Origin of the sequence: Streptomyces sp. NPDC005533 (assembly GCF_042871845.1) — a bacterium.
Classification (GTDB): domain Bacteria; phylum Actinomycetota; class Actinomycetes; order Streptomycetales; family Streptomycetaceae; genus Streptomyces.
The window spans coordinates 165,210-183,899 of sequence record NZ_JBIAJH010000004.1 but is presented as its reverse complement, the minus strand read 5'-3'; the positions used below and the strand labels follow the sequence as shown (position 1 = coordinate 183,899).

Here is an 18,690-nt window from a genome sequence, read left to right as displayed (position 1 = left end):
CCTCGGCCGGGCCGCCGCCCGGCGTACCGCCGGCGCCACCCGCACGTCGAGGTCCGCATCCGGCAGAGCGACCTGACCGATCTCGTGACACCCTGCTGCCGTCCGACCTGGCCGACCGCCGCCTACCGCGACTGAGCGCCTCACCGTCGTCGTGCCGAGGTTGGCGTCAGGTGGCAGTGGTGGCTGACAACTCGCCCAGGGAATAGGTGAGTTGGTCGAGCAGATGCTCGGCTTCGGCTTCGGACATTCCGTCTGCGCGTCTGCTCACCACGAGCTCCCAGGCGCCGTCGGGCTGCGGAACCGCCTCGATCAGCAGCTCGAAACCGGTGTGGGGTGGACGGATGCGCAGTGCCTCCGCCGTCACCGCTGCACCGAGGCGCACCCGCGGAGGCTGACGTTGCAGGATCACCCAGACCTGGAACCACGGGTGTCGGTCCCGCTTCGGCTGCAGGGAACGCACCAGCTCGTCGAACGGCGTGCGGGCGTGCTGGAACCCCGACGCGACGGCCTTGGCGCAGGTGGCCAGGAGTTCCGTGGCGTCCTGTTCCGGTACGGAAGTCAGCGCGATCGGAAGGGAGTTGATGAAGCAGCCGACGATCGGTTCCAGCTCGGGACTGTGCCGTCCGGTCGACACGGTGCCCAGGCACATGTCCTCCACGCCGAACACCTGGGACAGGGACCGGCCGGCCGCGGCCAGCAGTGCGGCGACCGGCGTCCCGCCGAAGGTGTCCGCGGTGCGCGTCAGCCGGGCGACCACCTCGGGGGAGACCGGCAGGACGGATTCGACGCGGCGGGCCTGTGTTCCCTCGGAGGGGCGGGGCAGGAAGGGGCGCGGCGCGTCCTTGAGCACCTCCTGCCAGTACGGCAGATCGTGCGCGAGCCAGGTGTCGAGCCGGTCCCGCTCCCACGCGCTGTATCCGGCGTAGGTGACGGGGGGCGGCTCGGCCAGCGATGCGTCCGGGTCCATGGCAGCGGCGAGGTCTTCCATGAACAGGGTCTCCGACCAGCCGTCGAAGGCCAGGTGGTGCACGCGCACGCAGAACAGGTGCGTCTGCTCGTCCACGCGGCACAGCCTCAGTCGCAGGGACGGCTCCTTCTCCAGGTCGGTGGCTCCGCCCCACCAATCCGCGGAGATCTCTTCGGCGAGCTCGCGCAGATCGGCCGCACCCGCGTGGTGCGGGGCGCTCGTGCGTTCCAGGGCCACGCCGGCGTCGTCCGCCGGCAGGACGCGCTGCACCGCGCCGGCTCCTTCGTAGGGATACACGGTCCGCAGTACGGGATGGCGCGCGATCACCTGGCCGAGCGCCTCCTCGAACCGCCGGACGTCCAGCGAGCCCTTGAGCGCGTAGGCGAGCACGACCACGTTGTCGGCGTCGCCGGGGGTGAACTCCTCGGCCAGCCAGAACCGTTCCTGGGCCCGCGACAGGGGCGCGTCGCCGTGGCCGGCGTCCAGCGAGCCGGGGCCGACGTCGGCCGACTGCTCCCGATCGCCGCTCAACGTCAGGAGCTTGTCGAGGGTCCGCTGCCGGTACACGTCGGCCGCCGTGATGTGGGCTCCGGTGCGGACGGTGATCCGGGAGGCCAGTCGCACCGCGTCCAGGGAGGTCAGCCCGGCGTGGAAGAGGTCCTCGTGAGGTGTGGTGCCCGGGCGGCCGAGGAGCTGTGCGACCTCGGCGAGCAGCTGGTCGGCGACCGAGTCGGAAGGCGCGTCCGGGACGCCGGCCGCGGCGGCGGCAGCGGGTGCCGGCGCGGCGTCCTCCTCGACCAGGACGCGGACGGCCGCGTAGTCGGCCTTGCCGGTGGCGGTCAGGGGCAGTCGCCGCAGGTGCAGGAGCCGGGTGGGCACCATCGAGCCGAGCAGCGTACGGGCCGCGAACTCGCGTAGTTCGCGCGCGTCCAGGGGTGCGTCGTCGAGCGTGGTGTAGGCACAGGCCAGTTCGGGGCGGCCGGGCGTGGTCTCTATGCGCAGCACGCAACACGTGGCGACGTTGGTGTGTGCTTCCAGCGCCTTTTCGACCTCTCCGGGGGCGATGCGCACACCGCGGACCTTGAACTCGCGGTCGGCGCGGCCCCGGTAGCGGTAGTTGCCGTCCTCGTCCAGGACGGCCAGGTCGCCCGTGCGGTAGTGCCGGACACCGTCCAGCTCGAAGAAGGCGCGCGCCGTGGCCTCGGGGTCGGCCAGGTAGCGCAGGGCGAGGCCGTCGCCGGAGATGGCGATCTCCCCGATGTCGCCCGGCTTCGCGCGCTCTCCGGAAGTGGTCACCAGGGCCACGCCGGTCCGGGGCACCGGCCGGCCGATGGGGACTTCGGTGGCCGTCTCGGCGACGTCCTCGGCGCGCACGACGTGGGTGGTGGCGAAGATGGTGCTCTCCGCGGGCCCGTAGCCGTTCACGACGTGCAGGTCGGGAAGGGCTGTCAGGACCCGGCGCACGTGGGCCGGCGATACGCGTTCACCGCCGACGAGCAGCAAGCGGATGCCGCGGAAGACGTCGACGTCCTCCTCGGTCAGGACGTTGAACAGGGAGCTGGTCAGCCACAGGCTGTTCACCCCGCTCCGCACGGCTTCCCGCAGCGTGGCCGAGTCCAGGGCGGGATGACCTCGGTCGAGGAGGACGCAGCAGCCGCCGTTGAGCAGCGGAGCCCACAGCTCCAGGGACAAGCCGTCCCAGGGCAGGGGCGCCGACTGCAGGAAGACGCTGTCGGCGTCCAGCGGAATGGACGGATAGCCGACCAGGGTGCGGATGGTGCCGCGGTGCGGTGACATCACGCCTTTGGGCTGCCCGGTCGAGCCGGAGGTGAAGAAGACGCACGCCGCTTCGCCGCCGTCCTCCAGGGGCTTCAGCGAGACGGGCTCCGGCGCGCCGGCCGCGAGGTGTGCGTAGTTGTCCTCGGACACCACCAAGGACGCCCCGGAGCGCAGGATGATCGAATCGGTGCGAGCCGCGGGCCAGGCGGTGTCGACCGCGATGTAGGCCGCTCCCGCCTCGAGGACGGCCAGGAGCGCCACGACCAGCTCCGGCGAGCGTTCCATGCGTACGGGAACACAGTCTCCGTGCCGCACTCCCGCGGCGTGGAGCCCCTCTGCCATGGTGGCGGCCCGCTGCCGTAGTTCCGCATAGGTGAAGGTACGGTCACCCTGGCGGAGGGCGATCGCTTCGGGCGTGCGCGCGGCGTGGTGAGCGATGACGCGCTCGATGCGTTCACCACGTGCATAGGGGCTGTGGATGTCCATGGATCATCGGTCTTTCAGCTAGTGCCGTGGCCGGGAAGGTGTGCCGGGTCGCTGTGTCCGGTGCGGTACGTCGCAAGGCGCAGGGCCGCAGCGCGTACGGGACGTACTCGCGCGGTCCGTCAACGCGGCGGGGCGCCGTGCGGAGCGCCCTGCGGAGCGCCGTGCCGGGCGCCGAGACCCGGGTGCACCCCTCCGGTCACCGCTCCGGTGCACGTGCGGGCCTTGCTGCGACGGTCCGTCACACTCGCGTGTCGTCGAAGTAGGTGCGGCGCGACGCGATGAGGACCGTGCCCTCCTCCTCGACCAGGTCGAAGAAGTCGCTGAAGGTCAGGTCGGTGCGGGAACCGTCACGGAGGATGCCGGTGAACCGGCCCTCGACCGCCACCTGCCGGTCCGAGTGGAACAGCGCGTCGACGACGTGCCGACCCTGCACGATGACACGGCGGTTGGCGTAGAACTCGCGGAACTCGGCCATGCCCCGGATCAGGGGGTAGCCCGGTCGCTTGTAACGGATGGACGGGTGGAACAGGTCGAACATCGCCGGGTCCTGCCGGTCGACGCAGTCGTAGTAGCGGGGGATCAGTCCCTCCGCGGAGTTGGTGGAGGCCGTCATATCGGGATGTCTCCGTCCTTGGTTCCGCCGATGAGGCCGGCCCTGTCGGTCGGGCGGCGTGGCAGAAGATGGCGCGGTACTCCAGCGCGGCATGCCAGAACATACATGGCCCCCGCACATGCATCCGGAAGGCTAGCAGGGTTCGCCGTGCACTTCGAAGGTGTTCTTCTTCGCGTTGGGGGGTGTTTGCCCGAGGTTGGTAGAGACCGTATCTCCGCTGGTGGCAAGGGGGTTGTGTGTCGGGCGGCAACGGCGTCGGTGAGGTTTGCGTTGGTTACGCACCCTCCCCGAGGCCGCTGTTCCCCCTCTGTTCCCGGAGTCGACGCGGTGGACCCTTCTCTTCCACTTGCGGAGGTCCTGCGGGCCATGCCGCACCGTGTGATCTGCGCGATAGTTGGCCGATGCATGTTGTGGCAGGATCCTCGGGAGCCGCAGGCCGTCCGTCAGGTGTTTGATTCCGAACACCCTTCGCGCTACCTACGGTTCACGCAATCGCGTGTGCCGAGCACGCTCTGGCTTCCGATCGGCTGCGGCATGGGAGGAGTACTGGCGTAGTGAACTCGACGGCGCACCGACCGCGTTGGGCCTGACTGCGGCGGCCGCCGGGGCGCCACGCCGGACGTGAGCCGGGTGGCACGCTGTTCGCGGAACCCGACCGTCAGGACGGCCCGCCGCTGAGCGGGCTGGCAGGGCTGCTGCCAAGGCAGCCACGGGACCGCTCCGTCCGCCACCAGAGGTGCCGCGGCGCAGGAGTCGTCCGGCAGCGGGCCGTATGGGGCCGTGAATGCCGGACCGGATAAGGCGAAGCCCACCTCTGAATACTCGACGGGCCCTTTCGGCTTGCGGCCATTGGGGCCCGAGTGTCCGATTTCCTCCTCTCACCCGTTGAAGACTGACGAGGCGTCACCGAACCTTCGGATTGAGGGTGCTTCCGTCCGTTTCGACTCCATAGGACCTGAAAATTAGGGTGGTCAGAGAAAATTCGAAGGGCTACACTCGATGGATCTTGAACGGCTCCCCGGTTAATTCCGAATGGCTGGAGGGTGCCGTGCGCTTCACGGGAGTGTAGGTTTGCGCAGTCGTCGTTCTGCCCGGCTATTCGCACGGCCGAGGGCCGTGTCGACTGTGGCATCGAGGATTGACGCGACACGGGGATTGGTCGGCGCTCGTCGCCGATAGCTGTTCTTGTGCTGTTCTTGTGCAACGGGGGAGTAGGAATCAGTGCAGCCTGCGGAAAATCTGACCAAACCGGTCAGTATGTCCGAATCCGATATTCAAGGGGAACTTGGAGGAGTTGCGGGTAGAGAGGGAGGTCTGGCCCGGATACGCCTGGCAATTGTCGGCGGCGGCCCGTACTGCACCTACGCGATGGAGCGCCTTGCCGCTTCCGTGCCCTCTCTGGACGGCTCCGTCGAGCTCGACATCCACGTCTTCGACCGCACCGGTCATTTCGGTGCCGGCGGGGTGCACAGCGACGCGCAGGCACCGACCAGCTTCCTCAACCGCATCGCCAGGCATGTGTCCTTCGGGGCGGACGAGAGCGTCGAAGGCGCAGGTCCGCTGCTTCCCGCGGAGCTTCGCCCCAACTTCTACGACTGGTGCAGGCGAAAGTTCGACGACACCGGAGATCCCCGGTTCGACATCGACCCGGACAGCTGGCCCAAGCGCTATCTGCACGGCCTCGCGCTGCGTGAGCACTTTTCCGAGTACGTGAGAATCCTGCGCTCCCAGCCGTCGGTCACGGTGACCCTGCACCATGCCGAGGTCACCGACATCGAGGACCTCGGCGAAAAGGGAGAAGAGGGACCGCTCCTCATTGCGTCGGCCCCCGTGGACGACCTGGGGAACGGTGCCGCGACGCGGACGGTCGTCGACCAGGTACTCCTCCTGACCGGTCACTCCTACAGCGATCCCATGCGCTCGGCGCGCACTCGCCGATGGGCCGAGGCCGCCGCCCGTACACCCGGTGCCGTTTTCGTGCCCAGTGCCTATCCGCTGCGTGAGCGACTCACCACGGAGAATGCGGGCCCCGATCGGGTCGTCGGGTGTGCGGGGACGATGCTCACGGGCATCGACGTCATCCTGCATCTCACGGAGGGCCGTGGCGGCACCTTCCGCCGGGCCGCGACCGGTGAACTGCGTTATGTGCCGTCCGGGCGGGAACCGCGTTCCATCGTCGCTTTCAGTGAATCCGGTCTGTTCGCCTTCGCCCGGCCCCACGAGTCCGGTTCGTCCGGTGCGAAGAAGAAAAAGCGGAAAGGGATATTCCTTACCGTCGAATCCGTCGACCGGCTGCGCGAGAACTTCGGTGGCGATCCGGTCAGGGTGGGACGATCGGTATCGCGCCAAATCGACTACGAGCGCCATCTGTTTCCGCTCATCGTGGCCGAAATGTGGTTGCTGTACTACGAGACGCTGTTCGGCGACGACTTCGGCGGGCACCTCGCGGAGGCCACGGCCGTCGCCCGGGGGGACTTCCTCGACCGGACCGCGGAGACCGCATCGACCGAGGAATCGGTCCGCCTGCTGACGGCGCCGATCGAGCGCGCGGTCGCGGAGGCCGTCGACGCCCTGGAGTCGTTCCTCCTCGGCCGTTCGCCGTACGCCTCGCTCCGCGCCGCGGCGCGGCCCTGGTGCTTCGACTCCCTCCTGTGGCGCTACGTGGACGTGGTTCTCGGACAGAACGCCAGGGAGCGCCTGGAAGCGGCGCTCGACGACCCGGCCGAGGTGGCCTCGATCGTCGCCGGCCTGGAATCGCCGAGCCGGCACGCCGTCCTTCCCTCGGGCAACCTGTTCTCCTGGGAACGCACCCTCGACCCGATCGCGCCGAGCGATCAGACGTCGCCCGAGCAGTACCGCAAGGCGATGGTCGAATTCATGACGGTCGATCACATCTGGGCCCGGCAGGGCACCTTCACCAACCCGGCCAAGACCGCGGCGGACGGTGTGTGGCGCGGTCTGCGTCCCGCCGTCGTGCATGCCGTCAACTTCGGCGGTCTGCACGCCGACGCGCACCGCGCCTTCCTCGGCAGCTGGCTGCGCCAGCACAACCGGCTGGCGTACGGCCCGGTGCCGGAGGTCATGGAGCGGATCCAGGCGCTCATCGAGCACGGAATCCTGGACGTGTCCCCCGGCCCGCGGGCCCAGGTGGACACGGACGGCGACACCCTCGTCGTCAGGGGGCCGCGCACCGGCGCCGTCCGCCCGATCGACGTCCTCGTCGACGGCCGGGTCCCCTCCTTCGACGCCTCGGCCGACATCGCGCCGCTCTACCCGAACCTGCTGCGCCGTGGGCTCGTACGCGTCTGGCGCAACCCGCACACCGGCGGTGGCGAGGCCTTCGAACCCGGCGGCCTCGACCTCACCGAGGACTTCCGGGTGATCCGCCCGGACGGCTCCGTCGACGACCGGATCTCCGTGCTCGGCCCCGCCATCGAGGGCCAGCGGTTCTTCCAGGGCGGTGCGATGAAGCCCGACGCGAACCACCACGCCATGCGAAACGTCCTCTGCTGGCTGCGCACCTTCTGGAAGCAGACCACTGCAGCCTGACGTGGCCCACGTGCCGGACCTTCGCCCGTATCCGACCTCTCAAGAGACGCCACTCGTCATGGACACCCAGAATGCCTACTCCCGGGCCGACAATGTGGCCGGAGTGCACCACCCCATCGGACAGCACGCGCAGCACCACCCCGAGGCGCTCGCCGTGCACGAGGCGACCACCGGACGCCGCCTCACCTACCGCGACCTGTGGAACCTGGCCGGCTCCGTCGCCGCGCGGCTGACCGCCGCCGGCGTCGGCCCCGGCGACGCCTGCGGGATCGCCCTGGACCGCAGCGCGGACCTCGTGGTGGCCATGCTCGCCGTGGCCCGCACGGGAGCACGCTACGTACCACTGGACAACGGCGCTCCGTCGCGACGGTCCGCCGCACAGCTGACCGACACCGCGGCGCGCGCCGTCATCGGCGCACCCGGCGACATCGCCCGGGTGCAGGCGCTGGCTCCGGGACTGCCCGTGATCGAGGTGGTCCGTGAGTGTGCGGGCGACCCCCTGGGCACGAGCCACCCGAGCGGTCCCGACGACGCGCTGTACGTGAACTTCACCTCCGGCACCAGCGGCCTGCCCAAGGCGGTCGTGGTGCCCCACCGTGCCGTGCGCCGCCTCGTCGACGAGCCGACGTACTGCGCCATCGGGCCGGGGACCCGCGTGGGCAACGCCGCCAACCCGAGTTTCGACGCCACCACCTTCGAGATCTGGGCCGCCCTGTCCGCCCGCGGCACCGTCGTGGTCCTGCCGCCCGTGGTCGCCGCAGGCCTCGACGGCTGGCTGGAACTGCTGCGTACCGAGCGGGTCGACGCGCTGTTCCTGACCACGGCGCTGTTCCACATGATCGCCCATGAGCGGCCCGCCGCCCTGGGCGTCCTGGACACCCTGCTCGTGGGCGGCGAGGCCCTCACGCCCGAGGCCGCGCGCCGCGTGCTCGCGGCCGGACCGCCCAAGCGCCTGGTCAACGTGTACGGACCGACGGAGGTCACCACCTTCGCCACGTACTACGACCTCACGCCCGAGCGCCTCGACCACGCGGACCGGGTGCCGATCGGCCACGCCGTCCAGCACACCACGCTCCACGTGCTCGGACCCGACCTGCTCCCCGTCCCGGACGGAGAGCGCGGCGAACTGTGCCTCGGCGGACCGGGCGTCGCGCTCGGCTACGAAGGCCGCCCCGACCTCACGGCCGAACGGTTCGTCACCGTTCCCGGTGCCGAGGACCTGGGCACGCTGTACCGCACCGGCGACGTCGTGAGCAGGGGCCGGGACGGCCGGCTGGAGATCTTCGGGCGCCTCGACCGGCAGGTCAAGGTGCGGGGCTTCCGCGTCGAGCTGGAGGAGATCGAGCGGGCGGCCGTCGCCACGGGACTCGTCGAGACCGCGGTGGTCGAGAAGGTCGCCGAGGGGGCCTCGGCCGCGCTCGTCGGCTTCGTCGTCCCGGCCGCGGCCCACGACGACCTCGAACACGGCGCCGTCGTGGCCGCGTTGCAGACCGCCCTCGCGGAGGTGCTGCCCGACTACATGCTGCCGGCCCGGTGGAGCGTTCTGGACCGGCTGCCGCTCGGCCCCACCGGCAAGGTGGACCGTGCCGCACTGCTGGCGGGCAGTGCGGAGGCGGGAACGCCGCAGCCGGGCCCCGGCGTCGGTTCCACCGATTCCGCCGATCCCGTCGGTGCCGGACTTCCCGCTGCGGACTCCGTGGCCCGCGACGTCCTGCGCCTGTGGTGCGAGGTCCTCGACGTACCCGACGCCCGCGGCGACGACAACTTCATCGCGGAGGGCGGCAACTCCATCCTCGCGATCCAGCTGTCGTCGCGCATCAGCGAGGCCGCGTCGGTCGACCTCGGCCCAGCGGACGTCCTGCTGACGGCCGACCTGACCGAACTGATCGACGTGGTGCGGCGCTCGACGCCCGATCGCGGGACGGGTGGGGACGCACAATGACGGAGCAGAGCAACCCGGTCCTCGGCCGGCGCGGTGCGTCCCGGGCGCCCCTCTCCGCCGCGCAGCAGAGCCTGTGGTTCATCGAGCAGGCCCATCCCGGCACCGTCGCCTACAACGTCCCGCTGGTGCTCCGCTGGAGCGAGACGGTGGACGTGCCCGCCCTGCGTCGGGCTTTACTGCACCTGACCACGCGTCATGAGGCGCTGCGTACCACGTACACGGCGCACGACGGCCGGCCCGTGCAGGTGGTGGGCCCGCCACGTGCCGTCGACGTCACGGTGAGCGAACGCGCCGCCAGGCCGGGTCCGGACGAGCTCGACGCCCTCGCGCGGATCCCCTTCGACCTGGAGCGCGGGCCGCTGCTGCGGTGCCACCTCTGGCAGGGCGCACCCGAGGGCGACACCCTGCTGCTGACCGTTCATCACATCGCCTTCGACGGCTGGTCCCTGGCGACCTTCTTCGACGACCTGCGCGAGGCCTACGACGCGGCCCTGACCCAGAGCAGCGTCCCCTCCGGCGAACCGGCCGTGCAGTACGCCGACTTCGCCGCCTGGGAGCGCGAGTCCTGGCAGCAGCGCGATGTGGAGGGCCGGGCGGCGCGGCGCGCCGACGAGCTGGCCGAGGCGGCCGACTCACCGCTGTTCCCCGGCCGGGGCGCCCACCACGACGACGTCCGCACGGGCGGTCACCTGACGTTCTCCGTACCCGCGGACCTGTGGGACGAGACCGGCCGGGTCGCCACCCGGCTGCGGGCAACCCCCTTCGTGGTGCTCTTCGCCGCCTTCCAGGAGGTGCTGCGCCGCTGGTCGGGGGCGGCGGACTTCGTCGTCGGCACCGTCATGGCGAACCGCCCCAAGCCCGTCCTGGAGGGCGTGGTCGGCTGCTTCGTCAACACGGTCCCGCTCCGGTGCACTCCCGCACCCGACATCACCTTCGAAGAGCTGTGCCTGCGGTCGCGTACGGAGGCCTTCCGCTCCCTGGCCCACCAGGACCTCCCCTTCGACCGGCTCACGGCACTGACCGCCGCCAAGCGCGGATCCGGCCGTGGCCCACTGGTGGAGGTCGCCTTCGGCCTGCAGAACATGCCGGCGCCCCGCGCGTGTGGCCACCACCGCTGGGAGCAGCCGGAACTCCTGCCCACCGGCACCGCCCGGTACGACCTGCTCCTCCTGATCGAGCAGCGTGCCGACGGTGTCGTCGCCACCATCGAACACGACCTCGCGCTCTGTTCCGAAGAGACCGCCGAGCGCTTCCGGGACGCCTACCTCGCCCTCCTCGCCGCGGCCGTGCGGGCCCCGGAGACCGCGCTGGCCGCGCTCCCGCTGTCCAGCAGGGCTCCGGGCGCCGCCATCCCGGGCGTCCTGGCCGGACCCCGCAAGGACCTGAGCAGAAACGAACCGCCTGCCGACCACACGCTGCTCGACGTGCTCGCCTCCCGGCTGGCCGACGACCCGCACGCCACCGCCGTCCGCGTGGGCGACACCCGGCTCAGCAGGGGCGAGCTCGACGACTGGTCCTGGTCGGTCGCCGCGCGCCTCGGCTCCGAAGGCGCGGGCGGCGCCGGCAGCGTCGTCCCCGTGCTCGCCGCGCGCGGCCCCGCCCTGGTGGCGGCCTGGCTCGGCACCCTGCGCGCGGGCAGCGCCTACGTCCCGCTGAACCTGGACACACCCGTGGAGCGCCTGGAGCACGTACTCGGCGACCTGGACGCCCGGGTCGTCCTCGCCGACGCGGCCGGGGCCGCCGCGCTCCGCCAGGTGCACACCGACGTGCGCGTCATCGACGTGGAGGGGCTCCGGCACGGCCCCCGGGGCGAACGCCGGTCACCCGCCCTCACCGGGGACGACACCGCCGTGGTCATCTACACGTCGGGCACCACGGGCCGGCCCAAGAGCGTCCCCGTCCCGCACCGCGGACTCGCCAACACCGTGCTGTGGTGGGCCGATGACGCCCGACTCGGGCCGGACGACCGGCTGCTGTGCGTCGTGGGCACCTCGTTCGACCCGGCGACCTTCGAGACCTTCCGCGCGCTCGCCTCGGGCGCGGAACTGGTCTACGCCGACGACGTCGAGCGCAAGGACGGCCGGGCCCTGCTCCGCCTCCTGCGCACCAGCACCGTGGTGTCCATGACGCCCGGCCTGCTGCGCGCCGCGCTGGACGCCGAGGACACGGCCGACAGCGCGGGCGCCGGGCACCCCGGCACCTCGCTGCGGCTGATCCACCTCGGCGGCGAGAAGCTCACCCGGGCCCTCGCCGCGGAGTGCGCCCAGCGCTGGCAGGTGTCCCTGCGCAACGTCTACGGGCCCACCGAGGTCTCGTGCACCAGCCTGTCCGCGTCGGTCGACCCGGACGACCCGCAGGCGCCCCCGATCGGCTCACCCGTGTGGAACACCCGGGCCTACGTGCTCGGGCCCGCGGGGGAGGAGCTGCCGCCCGGCGTGCCCGGCGAGCTCTACCTCGCGGGGGACGGCGTGTCCCGGGGCTATCTCGGCCGCCCCGACCTCACCGCCGCGGCCTTCCTCCCGGATCCGTTCGCCCCGGCGGACGAGCCGGACGCCCGGATGTACCGGACCGGGGACCGCGTCGTGGTCCGCGGCGACGGCCTGATCGAGTACCTGGGCCGCGCCGACGACCAGGTCAAGATCCTCGGCAACCGGATCGAACCCGCCGAGGTCGCCGCACTCCTCGAGGAGCAGCACGAGGCCGTGCTGTCCGCCGCGGTCACCGTCGACGACGCAGACCCGGAGCGCCTCGTCGCGTACGTCGTCCTCGCCGACCCCGGCGCGGCACCGACCCACGACGAACTGGTCGGGCCGCTGCTGCGCTGGCTGCCCGCGGCGGTCCTGCCCGGCGCGGTCCACGCGGTCGACGCCCTGCCCATGACCCCGAACGACAAGATCGACTTCCGGGCGCTGCGCGCGCTGCGGGACGTACCGCTGCCGCGGGCCGAGCGACGGGCGGCCGAGCTGGACCCGGCGCAGCGGTGGGCGAGCGAGCAGTTCCTGTCCGCGCTGGGGGCCGACGGCCGGCTCGGCGCCTCCGCGGAGGCCCTCCGGGCGGGTTCGCTCGCTCCCGACGACGACTTCTTCGCGCTGGGCGGGCACTCCCTGCTGGCCGTGCGCATGCTGGCCGCCATCGAGCGCGAGGACGGCGCCGCGCCGGCGCTGGGGGCCTTCCTCGCACAGCCGACCGTGGACGGCCTCGCCCGGCTGCGGGAGACCGCAGCCGGCGGGCCGCGCGGCCAAGTGGCGCCGACGCCGCGGGACGGCCGTCACCCGGCGACCCCGATCCAGCAGCGCATGGTGTTCCTGGACCGGCTCGCCAGCCAGCGCACCGCCTACCTGGCGCCCACCGTCGTGGAGTTCACCGGCCCGGTCGACCGCCGGGCCCTGGCCGAGGCCCTGACCCACGTGCTCGGGCACCACCCGGCGCTGCGCTCCAGGTTCGCCCTGGACCGTGCCAGCAGGCAGGTCTTCTACACGACCGACGGAACCGCCCCCGAGGTCCGCCTGAGCGACTGGAGCGGGCGCGGCGACGAACAGGTCGCGGAGCAGCTGAAGGAGCTGTGCTGGACCCCGTTCGACCTCGCCCAGGATGCTCCGGCCCGGGCGGAGATCGCCGCGGTCGGCGACCGGACCGTACTGGTCCTGGTGTGCCACCACATCGTCGCCGACGGCTGGGCCCAGCAGCTTCTGATGCGCCAGCTGGGCGAGGCGTACCGGGCGGTCGTGGCCGGTGCACGGCCCGACCTGCCCCCGGCGGTCCACCCCGCCGCCCTGCCCGACGACTGGGCCGCACTCGGCGCCGACCAACGCGCGTCCCGCGTGGAGGGGTTGCTGGAGCGGCTGCGCGGAGCGCCCACCGACATCGAGCTCCCGCGCGACCGCGAGCGCCCGTCCGTGCAGGACACCGCGGCGGACAGCTGCGGCGTCCGGCTGTCCGGCACCACCAGTGCCCGGCTGCGCGAGGTCCTCGCCGGCGCGGGTGTCACCACGTCGATGGCGGCGCCCGCCCTGCTGGCCGCGGCACTCGCGCGGCACGGCGGCCAGCGCGACTTCCTCTTCGCCTTCCCCTGGGCCGGGCGCGAGAGCGTCGCGGGAACCGAGGCGGTCGCCATGCTGATCAAGACGCTGGTGTTGCGGGTCGACCTGAGGGACGACCCGACCTGGCGCCAACTCCTCTCCTCCGTAAGGAAGGAGAGCCTGACGAGCTACCAGTACGCGGACGTCCCCTTCGAGGAGCTCGTCGCCGGACTCGACCCCGGCCGCGGCCTCGGACGCCCGCCCGTCACCCCGGTCCTCGTGACCGCCGCGTCGGGTCCGGCCGCCGTGCCCGACCTCGGGCCCGGGGTACGGGCCCGGCAGGCGACCCCGCCCGGACTGCGCATCAAGTACGAGCTGGAACTGATGCTGCGGGACACCGACGACCACATCGAGCTCGAACTGTCCTACTCGACGGCCCTGTTCGACCGGACGACCGTGGACGCTCTGCTGAGCGACCTGGCGCGCGCCGCCGACCTGCTGGCCACACATCCGGACTTCCGAGTCCTGAACGATCTGACCCCGGCGCCCCAGGGCGCGCACGCCGACCGGCCCGAACAGGGTCCGGAGACTGGAGACACACAGCCGTGACGGACCCGACGGAGGACATACGACGGATCTGGAGCACGGTGCTGGGCACCGAGGTCCAGGACACCGACGTCAACTTCTTCGACGCGGGCGGACATTCGCTGCTCGTCATGGTTCTCCAGGAGCACTTGGAGGAACTGGCGATGCGCGAGATCGCCCTCGAAGACCTCTTCGACCATCCCACCATCCGTGCACAGGCCGCCCTGCTCACCGCGGGGCCCGATGCCGCTGCCGGTGCCGCGGTCGACGCGGGCCTGGGCGCGCGCGCCCGGTCCCAGCTGCTCGGCCGCAACCGTTCCGAGACCGCGGAGGACCGGGCATGAGCCGTACGACGGACATCGCGGTGGTCGGCCTGGGCTGCCGATTCCCCGACGGCCCCGACACCGGGGCGTACTGGAACAACCTGATGTCGGGGGTCGTGTCCACGCGTGCCCAGTCCGACGAGAGGCTGCGGGCCACCGGCCTGTCCGACGCGGATCTGAACGACCCGAACTTCGTCGGGGTGGCCGCGACGGTCCCCGACGTGGAACTGTTCGCCGCCGACTTCTTCGGCTACTCCCCGGCCGAGGCCGAAAGCATCGACCCCGGCCAGCGGCTCTTCCTCGAAGTCTGCTGGGAGGCCCTGGAGTCCGCCGGGCACGCACCCGGCGAGTCCGGTACGGGGCCGGTCGTCGGCGTCTTCGCCAGCGGCGGCCCGAGCCCCTACACCGTGGCCCTGCAGGCGGCCAAGCTGCGTGAGGGCGGCCTCGCCGCCGCGGTCGACGACCTCGACCTCACCCTCGGCGGGGCGCCGGACTTCCTGGCCTCGCGCGTCGCGTACAAACTGGGCCTGCGCGGCCCCTCGGTCGGCGTCCAGACGGCGTGCTCGTCCTCCCTCACCGGAGTGCACTACGCCGTCCTCAGCCTGCTGTCCGGCGAATGCGACCTGGCCGTCGTCGGCGGTGCGGCCGTCAGCGACCCGCTGGTCGGCTACCACTACCAGCCCGGCGGGGTGATGTCCGAGGACGGGCACTGCCGCCCGTTCGACGCCCGCTCCACCGGCACCGCCGCCGGCGCCGGGGCGGGAGCCGTGGTGCTCCGCCGCCTCGCGGACGCGCTCGCCGACGGCGACCCCGTGCTCGCCGTGGTGCGCGGCAGCGCGGTCGGCAACGACGGCTCCCAGCGCTCCGGCTTCACGGCGCCCAGCTCCACCGGGCTCGCCGGTGTCGTCGCCGGAGCGCTCGCGGTGGCGGACACGGCCCCGCACACGGTGCGGTACGTCGAAGCGCACGGCTCCGGCACCCAGCTGGGCGACAGCCTCGAACTCCGCGGTCTCACCGAGGGGTTTCGGACCGCCGCCGAGAGCGCGGGCACCCTGCAGCCGAGCCCCGGCGGGTGCGCCCTCGGGTCGGTCAAGGCCAACATCGGGCACGCCGGATGGGCCGCGGGAATCGCCGGGTTCATCAAGGCCGTCCAGGTCGCGCACACCGGTGTCGTACCGCCGCACCCGTCCTTCGAGCACCCCCGTGACCCGGGCGTCCTCGCCGACAGCCCCTTCCGGATCCCGAAGGAACCCTCACCGATCGACGACGGTGACGGCGACGGCGAGGACTGGCACGTCCTGGTCAACTCGATGGGCCTCGGCGGCACCAACGCCACCGTGGTGCTCGCCCCGCCGCCCGCCCCCACCCGCCCCGCGGCCGAGCCCGCGGACCGGACACGTCTGGTCCTGTCCGCGCGCACCCGCACCGAACTGGACGCGCTGTCACGGCTGTTGGCCGACAGCCTGGACGCCGGCGCGCCCGCGGGCGACGTGGCCCACACCCTGCGGGTCGGCCGGCGCTCCTTCGCCGAACGCCGGGTCGTGACGGCCGCCCCGGACCGGCTCGCCGCCGCCCTGCGGCTGCCGCGTCCCCCGCATGCGCGGACCGTGCGGGCCACGCCGGGCAAGGTCGTCCTGGTCGCGCCGGAGCACGGGGAGGCCGTCCCGGCCAAGCCGCTCCTCGACCACCTGGTCAAGGCCTTCAACGGCCGGGCCGACGTGGTCACGCAGGCCCCCGCCGATCCGGCGCCGCACACCCACGTCCTGTGGCTGTCTGCCGATGACGCCCCGGCCGGCGCCCACCTGCTCGTGCTCGGCCCGCAGGGCGTGCCGGAGCCGGACGCCCTGGACGAGGCCGTCACCACGGCGTGGCTGCACGGCGCCGAGGTCGACTGGGCGTACCTCGCGCGCGGCGCCCGCGGACGGCGGCTCGCCCTGCCCACGTATCCCTACGAGCGGCGCCGCTACTGGGCCCTCGACCGCATCGACGTACGGGCCGTATCCGCCCCCGCCCCTGCGGCGGGCACCGGCGCAGCGGCCGAAGGCCGTCCGACGGGCTCCGACGTGACGGAGGAGACGCTCCTCGCCATCTGGACCGAGCTGTTCGGCACTCCGGACATCGGCCTCGACGACGAGTTCGGCGCGTTGGGCGGGACCTCCCTGCTGTCGGTGAAGATGGGGCTGGAGGTCCACGCGCGGCTCGGCGTCCTGGTCAACCTGCACCGCGTCGGCGGCAGTCGGGCCACCGTGCGCAAGCTCGCGGCCACCGTGCGCGCCGGGCTGAAGGCCAAGGACGCGACGCCCGCCGACGGGGCGAACCCCGACGGGCACGACGCCGACGGGGAGATCGCGGACGGCGAGGGCGCACTCGTCGACGCCGATCTCGGGCTGTCCCTGGGAGAGGTGTCATCCGCCACCGCCCCGGGCACCGACGTCTTCCTCACCGGAGCCACCGGCTTCCTCGGCGCGTTCCTGCTGCACCAGCACCTCGTCGCGACGCAGCGCCGGGTGTACTGCCTGGTGCGTGCGGACAGCGAAGCCGAGGGCGAACGGCGTCTGCGGGACGCCGCGGCCTCGTACGGGCTGCCCGCACCCGACCCCGAGCGGGTACGGGTGGTGACCGGCGACCTGCGCGACGTCGAGAAGGTCTGCGACGAATACCGCGACGGCGAACTGACAAGCCGTGTCGGGCACATCGTGCACTGCGCCGCCCGGGTGGTGTTCACCGAGCCGTACAGCGAACTGCGCGACGACAACGTCGTCCCCACCCTCGGTCTGCTGCGCTGGGCGCGGCGCCACGGCGTGCGCGAGTTCAACTTCGTCTCCTCGCTGGCGGCGACGGGCGCCGCGCTGGGCGCGGACGGCCGGACCCTGGAGACGCGGGAGCAGCCGCTCGACCCGGCCGCCGGCGGCTACGGCGTCGGCAAGTGGGTCTGCGAACGACTCCTGGAGCGTGCGGAGACGGACGGCATGCGCGTCCGCGTGTTCCGGCCCGGACTCATCCTCGGCTCGACCGTCACCGGCGCCTGCAACCCGAAGGACATGCTCTGGCGCATGCTGGCCGCCGGCCTCGCCACGGGGGTCCACCCGCTGGACGACCGGCCGATGCCGATGGCACCCGTCGACCTCGTGTCGCGCGCCGTCGTCGACCTCGCCTTCACACCCGGCGCGGCGGGGCGGGCCTTCCACCTCGTGGCGCCCGAAGGGGTCAGCGCACAAAGGCTGTTCGCACTGCTTGGCGAGGCCGGACTGCCCACCGAGCCGCTGAGCCGGTCCGACTGGCTCTCCGCGGTGGTCGAGCGGGCCCGGGCCTCGGACAACGAGGTGCTCAGCAGCATGGCTCTCTACGACATCGCAGGACACGAGAGCGGCGACAGCGCCGTCGAAGCCGTGGCATGGCGCCCCTGGCTGGCCGAGAGCGGCCACAGCCCGGAGCCCAGCGGGGAGTTGCTGCGCACGGCGCTGCGGCACCTCGCCGGCAAGGACCCTGCCTATCTGGAACTGCTCGGGAGCCGTGGCGCACCCGGACCCGATCGAAATGAGTGAGGAAGACGTGACGGAACGACAGCAGACCGATCTGCTCGCCGTGCTGGGCGCGGGAGTCATGGGCGTGGGAATCGCCGCGCTGGCCCTCGGCCACGGCATCCCGGTGGTCCTCGTCGACGTGGACGCCGCCGCCCTGGAACGGGCCGCCCAGGAGGTGCCGCTGCGCATCCGCCAGGGGCAGCTCCTCGGCAAACTGCCGCGCGACACGACGCACCCCCGGCTGGTGACCACCACCTCCCTCGACGAGGTGCGCGGCGCCACGGTCGTGGTGGAGGCCGTGGTGGAACTGCCGGCGGTCAAGGCCAAGGTCCTCAGCGAGGTGTCCGAGCTGGTGGCCCCCGGCACGCCGGTGGTGACCAACACCTCCGGCATCCCGGTCGACGAGCTCGCCGGGCACACCGCCCGTCCGGCCGACGTCCTCGGCGCGCACTTCATGAACCCGCCGTACCTGATCCGCACCGTCGAGGTGATCCGGGGGCCGCGCACCTCCGAAGCCGCGCTCGGCCGGGCCCTGGCCCTGCTCACCGCCCTCGACCGGGAGTCGATCGTGGTGGGAGACGGCCCCGGCTTCGTGATCAACCGGATCCTCCAGCGGATGATCAACGAGTCCGCCCGGATCGTCGAGGAGGGCATCGCCTCCCACGAAGGCGTCGACTCCCTGTTCCAGGGCTGCCTCGGCCATACGACGGGCCCGCTCGCCACCGCGGACCTGATCGGCCTCGACAACGTCGTCGACAGTCTGCGCGTCCTCCACGAGCGCACCGGCGACGCCGGCTACGCGCCGTGCGACCTGCTGCTCAGCAAGGTCGCCGCGGGTGACTTCGGACGCAAGACGGGGCGTGGCTTCTATGCGTACACACCCTGACCCGATCCGTCCGGACC

General features: G+C 72.3%; 8 protein-coding genes. 6 read left to right on the top strand and 2 right to left on the bottom strand.

The window, feature by feature from the left end; all coding sequences use genetic code 11:
* Window positions 1–166 precede the first annotated feature (166 nt).
* Together ACFYP3_RS05955 and ACFYP3_RS05950 are read right to left on the bottom strand one after the other, a co-directional pair.
* Entirely contained in the window at window positions 167–3,232 is a 3,066-nt protein-coding gene (locus ACFYP3_RS05955; protein ID WP_388827398.1) for an amino acid adenylation domain-containing protein, read from the bottom strand.
* Window positions 3,233–3,470: 238 nt separating this feature from the next.
* Window positions 3,471–3,845, bottom strand: a complete 375-nt coding sequence (locus tag ACFYP3_RS05950) for a nuclear transport factor 2 family protein (RefSeq protein WP_388827395.1) — start codon at window positions 3,843–3,845, stop codon at window positions 3,471–3,473.
* 1,257 nt (window positions 3,846–5,102) lie between these two features.
* On the opposite strand from ACFYP3_RS05950, the gene ACFYP3_RS05945 reads away from it, so the two are divergent.
* The 6 genes from ACFYP3_RS05945 to ACFYP3_RS05920 are packed head-to-tail and all read left to right on the top strand — an operon-like array spanning window position 5,103 to window position 18,673.
* On the top strand, window positions 5,103–7,394 hold the full coding sequence (locus ACFYP3_RS05945; RefSeq protein ID WP_388827392.1) for an FAD/NAD(P)-binding protein: 2,292 nt from the start codon (window positions 5,103–5,105) through the stop codon (window positions 7,392–7,394).
* 58 nt (window positions 7,395–7,452) lie between these two features.
* A complete protein-coding gene (locus ACFYP3_RS05940) occupies window positions 7,453–9,336 on the top strand; it encodes a non-ribosomal peptide synthetase (RefSeq protein WP_388827389.1) in 1,884 nt (627 codons plus the stop codon).
* Entirely contained in the window at window positions 9,333–13,964 is a 4,632-nt protein-coding gene (locus ACFYP3_RS05935; RefSeq protein ID WP_388827386.1) for an amino acid adenylation domain-containing protein, read from the top strand. Before ACFYP3_RS05940 ends, ACFYP3_RS05935 begins: the two co-directional genes overlap by 4 nt.
* Window positions 13,961–14,284, top strand: a complete 324-nt coding sequence (locus ACFYP3_RS05930) for an acyl carrier protein (RefSeq protein ID WP_388827383.1) — start codon at window positions 13,961–13,963, stop codon at window positions 14,282–14,284. Before ACFYP3_RS05935 ends, ACFYP3_RS05930 begins: the two co-directional genes overlap by 4 nt.
* Entirely contained in the window at window positions 14,281–17,808 is a 3,528-nt protein-coding gene (locus tag ACFYP3_RS05925; protein ID WP_388827380.1) for a thioester reductase domain-containing protein, read from the top strand. The genes ACFYP3_RS05930 and ACFYP3_RS05925 overlap by 4 nt, the downstream gene beginning before the upstream one ends.
* The gene (locus tag ACFYP3_RS05920; protein ID WP_388827377.1) at window positions 17,801–18,673 is read left to right on the top strand and encodes a 3-hydroxyacyl-CoA dehydrogenase family protein; all 873 of its coding nucleotides are present in this window, start codon (window positions 17,801–17,803) and stop codon (window positions 18,671–18,673) included. The genes ACFYP3_RS05925 and ACFYP3_RS05920 overlap by 8 nt, the downstream gene beginning before the upstream one ends.
* Window positions 18,674–18,690 lie beyond the last annotated feature (17 nt).